The 14,286-nt window shown below is 39.8% G+C and carries 18 protein-coding genes; 12 read left to right on the forward strand and 6 right to left on the reverse strand.

The features are described 5' to 3' along the window. Window positions 1–5: 5 nt before the first annotated feature. The 3 genes from tdh (at window position 6) to glpG (ending at window position 2,233) form a co-directional block, all read left to right on the forward strand. The gene (tdh, locus tag H5158_RS08900) at window positions 6–1,031 is read left to right on the forward strand and encodes an L-threonine 3-dehydrogenase (protein WP_145235065.1); all 1,026 of its coding nucleotides are present in this window, start codon (window positions 6–8) and stop codon (window positions 1,029–1,031) included. 66 nt (window positions 1,032–1,097) lie between these two features. Then, window positions 1,098–1,415, forward strand: coding sequence for a thiosulfate sulfurtransferase GlpE (glpE, locus tag H5158_RS08905; protein WP_182739872.1), 318 nt, complete (start codon window positions 1,098–1,100; stop codon window positions 1,413–1,415). Continuing rightward, the gene (gene glpG, locus H5158_RS08910; RefSeq protein ID WP_182739873.1) at window positions 1,412–2,233 is read left to right on the forward strand and encodes a rhomboid family intramembrane serine protease GlpG; all 822 of its coding nucleotides are present in this window, start codon (window positions 1,412–1,414) and stop codon (window positions 2,231–2,233) included. The genes glpE and glpG overlap by 4 nt, the downstream gene beginning before the upstream one ends. A gap of 21 nt (window positions 2,234–2,254) precedes the next feature. Here glpG and H5158_RS08915 read toward each other — a convergent pair whose 3' ends face one another. Next, a complete protein-coding gene (locus H5158_RS08915; protein WP_145235070.1) occupies window positions 2,255–2,662 on the reverse strand; it encodes a flagellar basal body-associated protein FliL in 408 nt (135 codons plus the stop codon). Window positions 2,663–2,816: 154 nt separating this feature from the next. Here H5158_RS08915 and H5158_RS08920 point away from each other — a divergent pair, with 154 nt between their 5' ends. Both H5158_RS08920 and ubiA read left to right on the forward strand, forming a co-directional pair. After that, a complete protein-coding gene (locus H5158_RS08920; RefSeq protein ID WP_182739888.1) occupies window positions 2,817–3,362 on the forward strand; it encodes a chorismate lyase in 546 nt (181 codons plus the stop codon). Further along, window positions 3,359–4,237 (forward strand): 4-hydroxybenzoate octaprenyltransferase, encoded by an 879-nt coding sequence (gene ubiA, locus H5158_RS08925; RefSeq protein WP_182718388.1) that lies wholly within the window; start codon window positions 3,359–3,361, stop codon window positions 4,235–4,237. The genes H5158_RS08920 and ubiA overlap by 4 nt, the downstream gene beginning before the upstream one ends. Window positions 4,238–4,239: 2 nt before the next feature. Here ubiA and H5158_RS08930 read toward each other — a convergent pair whose 3' ends face one another. The 4 genes from H5158_RS08930 to H5158_RS08945 all read right to left on the reverse strand — a co-directional run bounded on the left by H5158_RS08930 (window position 4,240) and on the right by H5158_RS08945 (window position 7,968). Next, complete coding sequence (locus H5158_RS08930; protein ID WP_182718387.1) at window positions 4,240–4,860, reverse strand: 2OG-Fe(II) oxygenase; 621 nt, start codon at window positions 4,858–4,860, stop codon at window positions 4,240–4,242. A 118-nt stretch (window positions 4,861–4,978) separates the two neighbouring features. Beyond that, a complete protein-coding gene (locus H5158_RS08935) occupies window positions 4,979–5,866 on the reverse strand; it encodes a LysR family transcriptional regulator (protein WP_182739874.1) in 888 nt (295 codons plus the stop codon). A gap of 120 nt (window positions 5,867–5,986) precedes the next feature. Next, a complete protein-coding gene (locus H5158_RS08940; protein WP_149981395.1) occupies window positions 5,987–7,510 on the reverse strand; it encodes a DUF3369 domain-containing protein in 1,524 nt (507 codons plus the stop codon). 50 nt (window positions 7,511–7,560) lie between these two features. Beyond that, window positions 7,561–7,968, reverse strand: coding sequence for a DUF2721 domain-containing protein (locus H5158_RS08945; RefSeq protein WP_149981394.1), 408 nt, complete (start codon window positions 7,966–7,968; stop codon window positions 7,561–7,563). Window positions 7,969–8,044: 76 nt separating this feature from the next. Between H5158_RS08945 and H5158_RS08950 the strand changes: the two genes are divergently transcribed. From H5158_RS08950 to tsaD, 3 genes are all read left to right on the forward strand, one after another. Beyond that, the gene (locus H5158_RS08950) at window positions 8,045–8,401 is read left to right on the forward strand and encodes a DUF2007 domain-containing protein (protein WP_182739875.1); all 357 of its coding nucleotides are present in this window, start codon (window positions 8,045–8,047) and stop codon (window positions 8,399–8,401) included. Next, on the forward strand, window positions 8,394–8,984 hold the full coding sequence (locus H5158_RS08955; RefSeq protein WP_145235087.1) for a YjaG family protein: 591 nt from the start codon (window positions 8,394–8,396) through the stop codon (window positions 8,982–8,984). Before H5158_RS08950 ends, H5158_RS08955 begins: the two co-directional genes overlap by 8 nt. A 73-nt stretch (window positions 8,985–9,057) precedes the next feature. Next, window positions 9,058–10,071 carry a tRNA (adenosine(37)-N6)-threonylcarbamoyltransferase complex transferase subunit TsaD gene (tsaD, locus tag H5158_RS08960; RefSeq protein ID WP_149981391.1) on the forward strand — a complete coding sequence of 338 codons (1,014 nt, stop codon included), beginning with the start codon at window positions 9,058–9,060 and terminating at the stop codon, window positions 10,069–10,071. Window positions 10,072–10,073: 2 nt separating this feature from the next. Here tsaD and plsY read toward each other — a convergent pair whose 3' ends face one another. Next, on the reverse strand, window positions 10,074–10,688 hold the full coding sequence (gene plsY, locus H5158_RS08965) for a glycerol-3-phosphate 1-O-acyltransferase PlsY (RefSeq protein WP_145235091.1): 615 nt from the start codon (window positions 10,686–10,688) through the stop codon (window positions 10,074–10,076). Window positions 10,689–10,957: 269 nt separating this feature from the next. Between plsY and folB the strand changes: the two genes are divergently transcribed. From folB to mpl, 4 genes are all read left to right on the forward strand, one after another. Continuing rightward, window positions 10,958–11,314, forward strand: a complete 357-nt coding sequence (gene folB / locus H5158_RS08970; RefSeq protein ID WP_145235093.1) for a dihydroneopterin aldolase — start codon at window positions 10,958–10,960, stop codon at window positions 11,312–11,314. A gap of 1 nt (window position 11,315) precedes the next feature. Continuing rightward, window positions 11,316–11,804, forward strand: coding sequence for a 2-amino-4-hydroxy-6-hydroxymethyldihydropteridine diphosphokinase (gene folK / locus H5158_RS08975; RefSeq protein WP_149981390.1), 489 nt, complete (start codon window positions 11,316–11,318; stop codon window positions 11,802–11,804). Further along, window positions 11,801–12,601, forward strand: a complete 801-nt coding sequence (locus H5158_RS08980; RefSeq protein WP_182739876.1) for an undecaprenyl-diphosphate phosphatase — start codon at window positions 11,801–11,803, stop codon at window positions 12,599–12,601. Before folK ends, H5158_RS08980 begins: the two co-directional genes overlap by 4 nt. A 328-nt stretch (window positions 12,602–12,929) precedes the next feature. After that, complete coding sequence (mpl, locus tag H5158_RS08985) at window positions 12,930–14,285, forward strand: UDP-N-acetylmuramate:L-alanyl-gamma-D-glutamyl-meso-diaminopimelate ligase (RefSeq protein ID WP_182739877.1); 1,356 nt, start codon at window positions 12,930–12,932, stop codon at window positions 14,283–14,285. The last annotated feature ends 1 nt before the right edge of the window (window position 14,286 follow it).

Consider the following 14,286-nt stretch of genomic DNA (forward strand, 5'->3'; position numbering starts at 1 on the left):
GATTCATGAAAGCATTATCTAAATTAAAAGCAGAACCAGGTATTTGGATGACGGATGCGCCAAAACCTGAAGTTGGGCATAACGATTTATTAATCAAAATTCGTAAAACCGCTATTTGTGGTACTGACGTACATATTTATAAGTGGGATGAGTGGGCGCAAAACACTATTCCTACGCCTATGGTAGTAGGTCATGAATATGTCGGTGAAGTGGTTGATATGGGTCAAGAAGTTCGCGGTTTTAGTGTTGGTGACCGAGTATCGGGCGAAGGGCATATTACCTGTGGCCATTGTCGTAACTGTCGCGCTGGGCGTGTTCATTTATGCCGTAACACCACTGGTGTAGGTGTTAACCGCGAGGGGGCTTTTGCCGAGTATTTAGTGATCCCAGCGTTTAATGCATTTAAAATTCCAGACAATATCAGTGATGAGTTAGCTTCTATTTTTGACCCATTCGGTAATGCAGTACACACAGCACTGTCATTCGACTTAGTGGGTGAAGATGTATTGATCACAGGTGCAGGCCCAATTGGTATTATGGCTGCTGCAGTTGCAAAACATGTTGGCGCACGTCATGTAGTGATCACCGATGTCAATGAATACCGATTAGACCTTGCACGTAAAATGGGCGCAACGCGTGCAGTTAATGTGGCTAATGAAAAGCTTGAAGATATTATTAAAGAGCTTGGTATGACAGAAGGCTTTGATATTGGTCTAGAAATGTCAGGCGTACCGGTTGCATTTAATAGCATGTTAAATAACATGAATCACGGTGGTAAAATTGCCATGCTAGGTATTCCACCATCTGATATGGCGGTTGATTGGAACCAAGTGATTTTTAAAGGCTTAGTGATCAAAGGGATTTATGGCCGTGAAATGTTTGAGACCTGGTACAAAATGGCCAGTCTTATTCAGTCAGGGCTCGATCTAAATCCAATCATCACTCATCAATATTCAATAGATGACTTCCAAGCTGGCTTTGATATGATGATTTCAGGCCAATCGGGGAAAGTAATTCTTAACTGGAATTAATTATCCACTTGTTAAGAGAATTAAAGGCGGCATTTGTCGCCTTTTTTGTAATTATAAGAGAGTACTATGGCATTTAAGCATATTTCAATTACCGAAACTCAAGCACTACTTAATAAAGATGATGTCGTGATTGCTGATATTCGCGATCCTAATTCGTATCAAGCAGGGCATATTCCGGGTTCAGAGCATTTATCAAATGCCAATATTGGCGAATTTATGATGAACAAAGAGTTTGATCAGCCAATTATTATTGTTTGTTATCATGGTATGAGCTCACAAGGCGCAGCCAACTACTTAGCTGAGCAAGGCTTTGAAGATGTATACAGTATGGATGGTGGTTTTACCCAGTGGGAAACCCAATTTCCGGAGCAAGTGGAACGATGATCGAACTGGGTAGTATAAATAATCCACGTGCAGCACAAGGCTTTATTGATTATATAAAAAGCCAAGGCTTACAGGGCGAGCTTCGATCGCAAGATGGAAAAACGGTAATTATTTGTGTTGCCCCAGAGCATTTCCATCAAGCTCAGCCATTATGGCAAGCGTTTGTAGAAAACCCCAATCATGCCCGTTATCAAGAGGCATCTTGGCAAGTAGGAAGTACGCAATCACCGTTGAGCTATCAAGGCCATGACTTAAATTTAAAAGCACGCTTTAAAGCATTGAGCTGGTTAAACCAAACGGTCACTTTATTATGTGTAGGTATTTACATTGCCTTCTTACTCGGTGGCTTTGAGTCAATTTATAGCGTATTACAGTTTAAACCCAATCAACCATTAACTTGGCTTACACCTGCAATTGTGCATTTTACTGCTGTGCACTTAGTGTTTAATATTATGTGGTGGATCATGCTAGGCGATGGTATTGAAAAGCTCAGTGGTAAAAGTACTTTAGTAGGTCTTTTTTTAGTGACCGCGCTATTTAGTAATTGGGCTGAGTTTATTATGGTTGGCCCTAACTTTGGCGGCTTAAGTGGCGTTGTTTATGGTTTACTTGGGTTTTGTTGGATCCATCGGGCATTGAACCCGCAACAACCGGCTTTAGTAACTAATGGTATTATTGGTTTTATGCTGATTTGGCTGGTACTAGGCTTTGCTGACATGTTGTTTGTAAGTATGGCTAACTGGGCGCACTTAGGTGGGCTATTAAGCGGTATGGCTTACGCGTTTACCGCTCAATTGTTTACTAAAAAAACAGCTTAAGATACTCAGTTATATAAGTACTTAGTGATATAAATATTTAGTAAATAATACTTCGCGAATGATCTCTTGCCCTGTTTCTTGTTTTAACAGGGTTTTGAGTTTTTCGGCACAACGCTTTCTGATCTCTTCACGGCCGGTGAGTGATTTAATTTTTTCTTCAGGCTCTTTTGATAAAATTTCTACCAATGCATCTCTAAGTAACGGGGTGTGATGCTCAACAATAGCAATGTTTGACATATCACTGAGCATTAAATCTACAGTAATACGCACATAACCTAACTTTTTATTACTCTGACCAATATAGTTGGTAATGATATCGGGTTCGAAACCAAAGTAGCCCACAGTTGATTCAGCTTTGCTTGCAAAGCTGCTAAACAAGCTAATAAAGAAAGTGCTAATTAATATGCCAGCGTAAAGCGTTTTTTTCATATTCAGTAGAGAGCCCTGTAATTAATTGTTATTAGTCTATACGTAATAATGGCTAAGATACAGGCTGATGCAGCTATTATATTCATTAATCATCACTTTTTCCCCGACGCGGGCAGTGGTATCATTTAAAGGGTTATTATTAAATAGAGTTATCGTGATCACATTTCCTATTTCTGTAACTGCGGATTGGCAGTTAGGTACATCAATCAATTCTTTGTCTTGTAACGAGCAAGACTGGCTACTTGAACCCAACTCACTGACGGCTAAATTAAAAACACAGTGTGGTGAATTCTCTGTAAAAGTGCTTAGTGAGAAAGAGTTTGAATTGAGTATTTCACAACAACAATTATTAGATTGTTCACAGCGTATTGGTATTAATCGTGAGGTTTTGTTGCTTTGTGATGGCATCCCTATGGTATACGCACAAAGCTGGCTGCCTGCCACCGATGATATGCAACAACAGCAATTATTGGCACTGGGTAATCGGCCTTTAGGTGATGTTATTTTTCAACATCCGGACTTAAAACGTACCGAAATTGAAATAGCACGTTTTGATTGTCAGCACCCAGTACAGCAGCTTGTTAGCCAATACTCTGCAGCTACAAAACCCTTGTGGGGGCGACGCAGTATTTTTTCGTTGGCGCAAAGCCGTTTTTTAGTAGCTGAAATATTTTTACCAGAGGCTTATCTATATTTATGAAATTTGCTGCCTTACACATTGCTCATATACCGTATTATAAGCAGTTAATGCGCACCGATAAGCCTATCGGTACTTTATTGCTGTTATGGCCTACATATTGGGCATTGTGGCTTGCAAGTGATGGTATGCCAAGCCTACTTAATTTTGTGGTATTTAGCTTTGGTGTATTTGTTATGCGCAGCGCAGGTTGTGTTATTAATGATTACGCAGATCGTAAAATTGATGGCGCGGTAAAACGCACAGCACAAAGACCCTTAGCTTCTGGCTTGGTGAGTAGTGGCGAAGCATTAAGCTTATTTTTGTTGCTTATCATAATTGCTTTCATACTGGTGTTGTTACTCAGTTGGCAAACCATATTATTGTCAGTCGGGGCATTGCTATTGGCATTTAGCTACCCATTTATGAAACGTTACACTAATTTACCGCAAATAGTGCTAGGTGCAGCTTTTGGTTGGGCTATTCCGATGGCTTTTATGGCTGCAACAGATAATATCCCACTGCTTGGCTGGTTGTTATTTATCGCTAATATTGCGTGGACTACGGCATACGATACTATGTATGCCATGGTAGACAGAGATGATGATTTGAAAATTGGCGTAAAGTCTACAGCGATATTGTTTGGTAGTGCCGATCGAATCATTATTTTTGCGCTAAATGGTGTATTTATAGGTTTGTTGGCTTTAATTGGTTATACGAGTCAATTAGCAATGCCGTATTGGCTTGGTCTATGTGTGGCATGTGGCTTTTTGGTTTACCAACAATTTCTAATTCATAGTCGTAATAGAGAGCATTGTTTTAAAGCTTTTTTAAATAATCATTATGTCGGTATGGTCGTTTTTATTGGCTTAGTGGCGTCCTTGCCATTTAATCTATAGTGTTAGCGAGGTGGATCAATAACGCCACTGATTGAAGTGTTTTTCCTAAACCAACCCGCAACTGAATAGCGATTATCAATTGTCGGCAGTACTTCATGCATAAAGCGTTCGCTTTCAAACATCACGAACGTGCCAGCTTTGGGCTGAATAGTGATTTCAACGTCTTTACTTTTAGGTTTGTAAATCACTAACTCACCACCAGATTGCACTGTATTTAAGTAAAATACAGTAGTAAATACACGGTTCGAACGCCCTTTAAATGCGTCGTAATGCTTTTTATAAAAGTCGCCATGCTGGTATTTCGCATAGTGACACTCATAATCAAATAAACCCATAAAGAAATAACGATTCAAGTTTACTCTAATATCTTCTAGCGCATTTTGATAATCAATTTGAGCTTGGCTACTACCATCAAACCAAAAGGTCTTGTCGGTGCGTATGCTCTTGTCTATTTGTAAATCCTGCTGACGGCCAATACCTGCTGATTTGAAATTGGGGTTGATACGATAACAATCTTCTATCAACGCGTTAGTCAGTGTTTCAGCAAACATATTTTCGATCACGGCGTAGCCATGAGTTTCTATGTCAGTTAAATAACGTCCAGGGATCAGGTTAAGGCTCATTAATTGTACTATATAGCAGGGAAGGCGCGTAGTTTAGCTTAAAATGATGCAAAGGTACTACTGAAGATTTAGAAACCAAGCCTGAGTTCTGCTTTAGGCTTGGTTTTCATGCTGTTACTTAAGAATTAATTGATAACGCTGTCTTTTCTATTAATGACAGGAGCTGGTTTATTGGGTCGTCAGCAGTAACTTGCTGGCTGGTTTGTACAATCAATTGCTCATGAGCTAAGTTCTTATTGGTTTTTAACTGGAGCAGATTATTATTCTCTGCGACCGAACTTGCATGTTCAATACTGCTAATTGCAACATGGTTTGATTTACACAACCCGTCCATTACTTGCTCAATACTGCCAACTTTTATACTGCTGGTCTTGTTTAAGCCATCGACAGCCTCATTCAACATAGTTTGAATTTGTTTTGATTGTGAAAAACAACTATACATAGGGTAATCATTTAAATCTTGTTTGCAAAGATTGTTCTTATTCGCAAGAGGATGGCTTTTTGCAACGAATAAAATAAGTTGATCAGGTAAGTGTATGTCATTGCCAATACTATTAACTGCTTGCGAACAAACGCTAATATCAATTTCACCTAATTGCAGTTTACGAACCAACTCACTTTGTTCTTGTAGTTGCATTTCGATTTTTACATGAGGGTATTGTGCTAAAAATTGGCCACATGAAATAGGCACTATGGCACTAGCATTATTGGTATAGCCAATCACCAGCTTTTCACTTGCACAGCCATTAACGGATTTAAATAAACGCTTTTTAGTTTCTTCGAGCTTGCTTAGAGTGTCTTGTGCGTACTCTAAAAAAAGCTCACCTTCAGTTGTTAGCTTCACGGAGCGAGTCGAGCGTTTGACTAATTCATAGCCAACTTCATCTTCTAAAGTCTGAATACTGCGCGTCAATGCTGAGGTACTAATTTTTGTTGTTTCGGCCGCTTGGCGAAAATGTCGTAGCTGGCCTAAAGCTACAAATTGCTCTAATTGTTCAAATCTCACTTTTATAGTCCTTTGTATAAGTAAGCCGCACTACTGGCGAACATAATTGATATTATTTTAATAGATAGTAATCCATTGTACCCAATTTGAAAAGCGCATTTCACACAATTGTTACAAGTATCAGTTAGGGTAACGCTCTTTTATCTCCAAAAAAAGTGTTAAATTGTTAATAAATATGTCCACAAGTTTTGGCTCAAACTGTTTGCCACTCTGTTTCTTGAGCAAATCGAGTACTTCTTCAAGTGGCCAAGCTTTTTTATAGCAACGATCACTGCCAAGGGCATCAAAAACATCCGCTAGAGCTGTAATACGACCAACAATGTGAATATCTTTACCTGCAAGTTGATTAGGATAGCCTGAGCCGTCCCATTTCTCATGATGTGTATGAGCAATGATTGAACCACATTTTAATATTTCGTTATTCGAATTCTTTAGAATATCATAACCAACTTCGGCGTGAGTTTGCATAATCGCCCACTCTTGATCATCAAGCTTACCGGGTTTATTGAGAATATGATCTGGAATACTTATTTTTCCAATATCGTGCAAGGGGGAGGCGAGTTTTATTACTTCACACTCAAAGTTATTTAAGCCATATAACTTACCTAACAGTTCACTATAGTGTGCAACTCTTTTGACATGTGAACCGGTTTCTTTTGAGCGTTTTTCAACGGCTTCACCGAGAATATACGATAGCTCTTTTTGCGAATCCTTCATCATTTCGCGTAATTTCAAGTTATCGTAAGCTAGAGCAATATTGTTGGCAAAAAACTCCAAAAGCTGATAATCGGTGGTTCCTAATAACGAGCCTTTGCGCACATACAACATCGTTTCGAGGCCCGCTTGAGTTGGAAAATAGCCAATGTAGTCATGCATGGTTTTTTGAGATGATTTGCGATTGTGTGCTTCAACAAATAATTGCTTTACATCTTCGGGGATCATATCGGCATTAGGTTCAGGCTCAACACCTGAAGCTGCCAGTAGCTTAAAATCAGTGGCTGGGGATGTTTGTTGGTTAACAGCTGCGGCACAATAAATTTCAGTGTCATCTAAGCCCATAACATTGGTTACATGGGATAAAATTGTTGATGCAAATTCATGGACACTATCACATTTTAAAAATGAGCTAGAAGCGTTGATTATTTTTTCAAGGCCTTTTCTATGACGCTCAATAATTTGAATATCACGATGTGAACGCAGAGCTGAATACAATAATGTTTTCATTTTTATTGCCGTCAGCTCGGTTTTATTTTTGTAATCGTTAATATCGTATTCACGGATCACCGCTTCTTCAGGGGCTTCGCCAGGTTGACCCGTTCGAAGAATAAGGCGGATGTCGTGGTTATTGATATCATCACGGATAAATTTTATTAAGTCTAAACCTGCATGGCTAGTTTCCATTACCACGTCGATTAAACCAACCGAAAAATCGAGATTTTGTTGCAATAATTCTTTTGCGGCTTTCGCTGAATAGGCATGATGTAAACACAAAGCTTTATCTTCAAAGGTAAAGCCAGATAGTACAAGTTTAGTGACTTGGTGAATATCATCCTCATCATCGACCACAAGGATATTCCAGAACGCTTGTGGTGACTGAGCTTCTGACTCTTCAATGACATTTTCTGAAAATAAAAAGTCGTTCACGTTTACGCCTTTAGTTTAATCATCCTGCTAAAGAGTATAGTGCTTGTTTTTTAGTCTGCCTTGTTGCTCAGTGGTTTTTTTTCAATGTTTTTAAGCTCAATTTCAATCGCATCACATGAAATATGTATTTCATATAAAGAGGTTAGCAACGATAGCGCAAGGCTGGCTAAGCTAATACCAAATAAAATTACGCCAGTGGTTTTAAACTCAATAAATAATGCAAACATTGAGAATGTACACATTAAAAAAGAAGCAACGCCATAGACTTGCATAGTTCGAATGAGTCTAATGCGTTTCCTTAGGTTAGTAATTTGTGCAACGACTAATGGTCGAATAGTGTCACCTTCACGGGCATTAAGTTCACGAATTAATTGTGCTAGCACTAAAAAACGATTGGTATATGCTAATAACAATAAAGAAATTGCAGGGAACAGCAGTCCAGGTGTCGTGAGGGTCATGATTATTTCCTATATAACAATTACTTCGCTTAGAGTAGCTTAGGGTAATTTAATCGCAAAGTAAAAGAGGTTGTCATTGCAAAATAAAATAAATAACAACAGTACAGAGCAACCCCCATTTCAATGGTTAACAATCTATTGCGCTGCAAATGCGGTAGAGGCAAACATTGTCAAAGGGTTATTACTTAACAGCAATATTGAGTGTCAGTTACTCGGTGAGTCCTTACAAGGAGCCGTTGGCGAAATACCTTTAGATCAAACCCAAGTGAGAGTGCAGGTTTTTGTGATTAAAGAGCGCCAGGCGCGGCAAATATTGGTAAACTACACTCAAGTACAACAATCCGCTCCTGATTGGGTATGCCCCAACTGTAACGAGCATAATGGGCCAACATTTGAAATTTGTTGGTCTTGCAGGACACCAAATAATGACTAAAGCGAATAATTTTCAGCGTATAAGAGAGCTTAACTATTTGCAACAAGCGGTACTGGCAGCAGCATTAATTGAACGCATGCTACCTAATTATGGTTTATTTAGTGAAGCAACAGGATTTGGTGACGAAGCTATTTTGCGTAGTGCACTTAATCTGTGTTGGGAAAAAATCTTACTGCCGAAAAGTAAAATAAGCCTTGAAAAGCAAATTGAGAAAATAGAGCCTAATGTTCCAGAACTCGCTGATTTTGATATGTTCGGTACTTATCCAGCGATAGATGCCGCCACTGCCTTATTAGGTTTAATGCATGGTTTAATTGCCAAAGATGAGCAAGAATTTATCAGCATTAGTAAAATCTCTCAGGCGACTGTTGCGCGTTTTATTGAATATCAATTAACGGTTGAAGGTGAACTGGCTGATAATACAGCGGTACGTGAACATCCGTTAATGCAATACGAAATTGAAGTGTTAGGCGAGTTAATTGATTTTGTTGAGCAGATGGGCAGAGTAACAGCTGAAAATGTTAAAGCGTTAAAGCAACACGCTATCGCTGATGGACAAACAAACATTGGTATTACACTTTAAGTAACCAGAAACTCTGGTTAATAGATTTATTTTAAGAATTTAAAAGTGCCAAAGGGCATGGGAGAAAACTGCAGTGCGAATTTTAGGCATTGAATCGTCGTGTGATGAAACGGGAATTGCAATCTATGATGATGAACAAGGTTTACTTGCTCATCAACTCTATAGCCAAGTAAAAGTGCATGCAGATTATGGCGGTGTAGTGCCTGAACTTGCATCTCGAGATCATGTTCGTAAAACCTTGCCATTAATCGATGCTGCTTTTGCACAGGCCGGTTGCGGACCTGAAGATATCGATGGTATTGCTTACACTGCAGGCCCAGGACTGGTGGGAGCATTATTAGTGGGTACTTCAATTGGACGCTCACTTGCCTATGGTTGGAATATTCCAGCAGTGGCGGTGCATCATATGGAGGGCCATCTACTGGCGCCCATGCTTGAAGAAAACGTGCCTGAATTTCCGTTTATTGCTTTACTCGTATCAGGTGGACACACCATGATGGTTAAAGTCGCTGGGATTGGTCAATATGAAGTATTGGGTGAATCGGTAGATGATGCCGCAGGTGAAGCATTTGATAAAACAGCTAAGTTACTTGGTTTAGATTACCCAGGTGGGCCACGGTTAGCTAAACTTGCTGAGCAAGGTGTTTCTAAGCGCTTTATTTTCCCACGACCAATGACAGATAAACCGGGCCTTGACTTTAGTTTTAGCGGCTTGAAAACGGCGGCTGCAATTACTATTCGTAATAATGACGATGATCAGCAAACCAAAGCAGATATCGCTCATGCGTTTCAAACCGCAGTTATTGATACATTAGTTATTAAATGTAAGCGTGCTTTAAAGCAAACGGGTATAAATCGCTTAGTAATTGCCGGTGGTGTAAGCGCCAATATAAAGCTACGTGCGCAACTAGAGCGGGTAATGCAAGGCATGAAAGGACAGGTTTATTATCCGCGCACAGAGTTTTGTACTGATAATGGTGCCATGATCGCCTATGCGGGTATGCAGCGCTTAAAGGCTGGGCAGTTTGCCAGCCTTGATATGAAAACGAGACCACGTTGGCCGATAGATAGTTTAGAGGCTATTTAAATTTAAGTATTGTTATCATCTTTAGTTGGTGGCGTTTTTTTGTCACCAATTTTAGGTTCTTTGCCACTAAATAAACGTTTAATATTGGCGTGGTGGCGAAAGATAATCAAAATAGTTAAAAATGTTACTGGTAAGGTATAAAGCGGTTTGATCCACCAAGTGTATAATGGCGCTAAAGAAACGGCGACTAATGCCCCAAGTGACGAATAGCGTGTAATAGCAACAACAGCCACCCAGGTTGAAATTAATAACCCGCCTAACAACAAGCCAATGGGTAGCAATGTTCCAAACGCAGTTGCAACTGCTTTACCGCCTTTAAAGTGAAAGAATACCGGAAACATATGTCCTAAACATGCAGCAACCCCTATCAATCCCAGCATTAGTGGTTCAAGTTGTAAAAAATAAGCGCCCCAGACAGGAATAGTCCCTTTGAGAATATCAAACACTAAGACTAAGCAGGCTGGAACAGCGCCACCAAGACGATAAACATTAGTTGCGCCTGGGTTGTTTGAGCCATTGCTGCGAGGATCGGGTAGTTTAAACAGCCGAGACACTAGAATGGCTGATGAAATCGACCCGAGTAAATAGGCTAAAACTAACATTAAAACGGCTATCACGCGCTTCCTTATTTTTTAATCGCAGTTTTTCGGCTATCATTGGCCGCAAAAATTGCATTCATACTTTTCGTGGTTCAAATAGCAGATACATAATGTATCTATACGCTTATATCATATGGGTAATTTTTACATGATGTACCTATAGGCTATTGTATGGGTAATTTTTACATAATAAAACACAGTTAAAGTGTATAAAGGCTATAAATGCAAATTATAGCCGATGTAGACTCAAGTCAATGAGTTTTAAGTTTTTGCCAGTTGGAGCAGTTATGGATAAGGTTTTTATATCGCAACTACATGTTGACACTATCATAGGCGTGTACGATTTTGAAAAAGAAACTAAACAGAGTTTGTATTTTGATATCGAGATGCTGTGTGATATTAAACCCGCAGCAAAAACCGATGACATTGCCTTAGCACTTGATTACGCAAAGGTAAGTGAGAGAGTAATCGCGCACACGACAGCAAAGCCTGTTGAGTTATTGGAGACCTTAGTAGAGCAACTAGCGGCTATCATTTTAACCGAGTTTGCTACAACACAAGTTACCATTCGAGTTAGTAAACCCGCAGCCGTCGCGCAAGCACGCACTGTAGGTGTTGAAATTACCCGACTCAAGGCACGTTAAGATGGCGCAAATTTATATTAGCCTTGGCTCTAATGTTGATAAAGAACATTATATCCGCCAAGCGTTAATTGCCCTAAAAGCACACCTTATAGAATTCGAGCATTCCAGTGTCTTTGAAAGCGAAGCAGTTGGCTTTGCAGGTAATAACTTTTACAACTCAGTCATTGGTGCACAAACACAGATACCGCTTCCCCAGTTATGTCAGTTACTCAAACAGATTGAACGAGAGAATGGTCGTACAAATAATGATAAAAAATTTAGTCCGCGTACACTCGATCTAGATTTACTGTTTTACGATGATGTAGTGTGTGATTCTCCTGCACAGTTACCCCGTGATGAAATCACCAAGAATGCCTTTGTTCTTCAGCCTTTGGCAGAAATAGCTCCCGATTTTTATCATCCTACAGCAAAGCAAACAATCGCTCAGTTGTGGGATACTTACAACAACCCCAAGCAAAAACTATGGAAGGTGGAGTTTACTAACCCATGAGTATTATCGAAATTATTGTTTTAGCCCTGATCCAGGGATTAACTGAGTTTTTACCTATTTCAAGCTCAGCTCACCTCATTCTCCCTTCACAAATTCTTGGCTGGCAAGATCAAGGCCTTGCCTTTGATGTTGCTGTGCATGTAGGCACGCTGATTGCCGTAATAATTTACTTCAGAAAAGAAGTTGTCGAAATACTTGCTGCATGGTTTAAATCATTTGGTGCACAAGGTACAACAGATGATAGTAAACTTGGCTGGTGGATTATTTTAGGCACTATACCAGCCGCTGTACTGGGTTTAATTTTTAAAGACTTAATCGAGCTCTATTTACGCAGTGCGTGGGTAATTGCAATCACCACTATTTTGTTTGGTTTATTACTTTGGTATGCCGACGTAAAAGGTAAGCAAACTAAAACAATTTATCAATTAACTTGGAAATCAGCACTGATGATCGGTATGGCGCAAGCGATGGCGATGATCCCAGGTACATCACGCTCGGGTATTACGATGACCGCCGGTTTAATGCTGGGGATGAATAAACAAAGCGCTGCGCGTTTTTCATTTTTACTCGCAATTCCAGTGATCTCAATGATGGGCTTGTATTACACCATTGAGCTGGCATTAGGGGATCATATAGTTGATTGGACAACATTAATTTTAGGCGCTGGTTTATCGTTTCTCTCTGCGTATGCGTGTATTTTCCTGTTCTTAAAAATAATCGAACGTATGGGGATGATGCCATTTGTTATCTATCGATTATTATTGGGTGTGGGTTTAATTGTTTTTTTGATGATGTAACGCTAGGTTTATAAAAGATCAATAAAAACGCCTTAACTCAATGAGCTAAGGCGTTTTTTTATAAGCCAAATGCACCTTAAATTAGAAAGTGTATTTTGCACCCATCGATAAGCGACCTTTCCAGCGAGGCTCTGCAATTACATCTACATTTGAGCGGTTAAGCATAAGTAAGGGAATTATTTAACTTATATACTTATTCGTTGTTATTTAGCACAAGTGTTGTGTTAGATGGCAATGGTAACTGAGCGCTATTTTTGGCATTATGGCATCTCATTTATTATCTATTTTTTAGCGCTGCGTAAGCTATGTGTGGCGGCAAAGGAATAATATGCATATTCATATTTTAGGCATTTGCGGCACCTTTATGGGTGGTATTGCAGCGATAGCTAAGTCGCTAGGTCATACAGTCACGGGCTCTGATCTAAACGTATATCCGCCAATGAGCACGCAACTCGAAGAGCTTGGTATTAAATTAACCCAAGGCTATGATGTCTCTCAGTTAGAACCTGCACCAGATATGGTGATTATTGGCAATGCAATGAGTCGTGGTAACCCATGTGTTGAATATGTATTGGACAAGGGCTTAGCGTATACTTCTGGCCCTGAATGGTTAAAGCATAATTTATTGCAAAACTCCTGGGTACTGGCGGTTGCTGGAACTCATGGTAAAACTACCACTGCAAGCATGCTGGCATGGATTTTAGAATACGCGGGTTTAAAGCCAGGGTTTTTGATTGGCGGTATCGTGCAAAATTTTGGTTTGTCGGCACGGGTTGGCGAAACGCCATTTTTTGTAATTGAAGCTGATGAATACGACACTGCATTTTTTGATAAACGCAGTAAGTTTGTTCATTACTTACCGCGCACACTGATTTTAAACAATCTTGAGTTTGATCATGCTGATATTTTTGAAGATTTAAACGCTATTAAAAAACAATTTCATCATTTGATGCGTACACTACCAAGTAGCGGCAAAGTTATTTGGCCACAACAAGACGATGCTCTGCAAGATGTAATTAACCAAGGCTGTTGGAGCGAAAGTGAAACACTGGGCGCTGATTGGGGATATGAGCTGATTAATGCCGATGGCAGTGAATTTGCAGTGTTACTCAATGATGAATACCAAGGCTCAGTAAAATGGCAAGCGTTTGGTGGGCACAATGTTAAAAACGCTATTATGGCTATTGCTGCCGCGCGCCATGTCGGGATTGCAATTGAACATAGCATTGCAGGGTTAGGGGAATTTATTAGTCCTAAACGTAGGATGGAGCTAAAAGCCGATATTGCCAATATTAAAGTGTATGACGACTTTGCTCATCACCCAACAGCTATCACTACAACGCTTGCTGGGTTGCGTGCAAAAGTAGGCAATGAAAAAATTATTGCGATATTAGAGCCGCGCTCAAACACTATGAAAATGGGTGTACATCAACATACGTTATTGGCGTCATTAGCTGATGCTGATGATGTGTATTTATTCGAGCCAGATAATTTAACCTGGTCATTAAGTGAGCAGGCCAAACAGGCTGGTATGTTATGCTTGAGTAATACCGATGAGATCGTTGAACAAGTGGTCTCCCAAGCGCAACCGCAACAACATATTTTGATCATGAGTAATGGTGGCTTTAATGGTCTCCACAACACATTGATAACAGCTTTGCAGCATAAATTTATCCAGCAATAAA

Origin of the sequence: Pseudoalteromonas sp. SR45-6 (assembly GCF_014163545.1) — a bacterium.
GTDB classification, from domain to species: Bacteria; Pseudomonadota; Gammaproteobacteria; order Enterobacterales; family Alteromonadaceae; genus Pseudoalteromonas; species Pseudoalteromonas rhizosphaerae.

What these genes read in the sequence shown, in the direction of transcription:
- H5158_RS08980 (WP_182739876.1), top strand. Translation starts at nt 11,801, where the DNA reads ATGAGTATTATCGAAATTATTGTTTTAGCCCTGATCCAGGGATTAACT.
- H5158_RS08955 (WP_145235087.1), top strand. Translation starts at nt 8,394, where the DNA reads ATGACTAAAGCGAATAATTTTCAGCGTATAAGAGAGCTTAACTATTTG.
- ubiA (WP_182718388.1), top strand. Translation starts at nt 3,359, where the DNA reads ATGAAATTTGCTGCCTTACACATTGCTCATATACCGTATTATAAGCAG.
- mpl (WP_182739877.1), top strand. Translation starts at nt 12,930, where the DNA reads ATGCATATTCATATTTTAGGCATTTGCGGCACCTTTATGGGTGGTATT.
- H5158_RS08915 (WP_145235070.1), bottom strand. Translation starts at nt 2,662, where the DNA reads ATGAAAAAAACGCTTTACGCTGGCATATTAATTAGCACTTTCTTTATT.
- glpG (WP_182739873.1), top strand. Translation starts at nt 1,412, where the DNA reads ATGATCGAACTGGGTAGTATAAATAATCCACGTGCAGCACAAGGCTTT.
- folK (WP_149981390.1), top strand. Translation starts at nt 11,316, where the DNA reads ATGGCGCAAATTTATATTAGCCTTGGCTCTAATGTTGATAAAGAACAT.
- tdh (WP_145235065.1), top strand. Translation starts at nt 6, where the DNA reads ATGAAAGCATTATCTAAATTAAAAGCAGAACCAGGTATTTGGATGACG.
- H5158_RS08945 (WP_149981394.1), bottom strand. Translation starts at nt 7,968, where the DNA reads ATGACCCTCACGACACCTGGACTGCTGTTCCCTGCAATTTCTTTATTG.
- H5158_RS08930 (WP_182718387.1), bottom strand. Translation starts at nt 4,860, where the DNA reads ATGAGCCTTAACCTGATCCCTGGACGTTATTTAACTGACATAGAAACT.
- glpE (WP_182739872.1), top strand. Translation starts at nt 1,098, where the DNA reads ATGGCATTTAAGCATATTTCAATTACCGAAACTCAAGCACTACTTAAT.
- folB (WP_145235093.1), top strand. Translation starts at nt 10,958, where the DNA reads ATGGATAAGGTTTTTATATCGCAACTACATGTTGACACTATCATAGGC.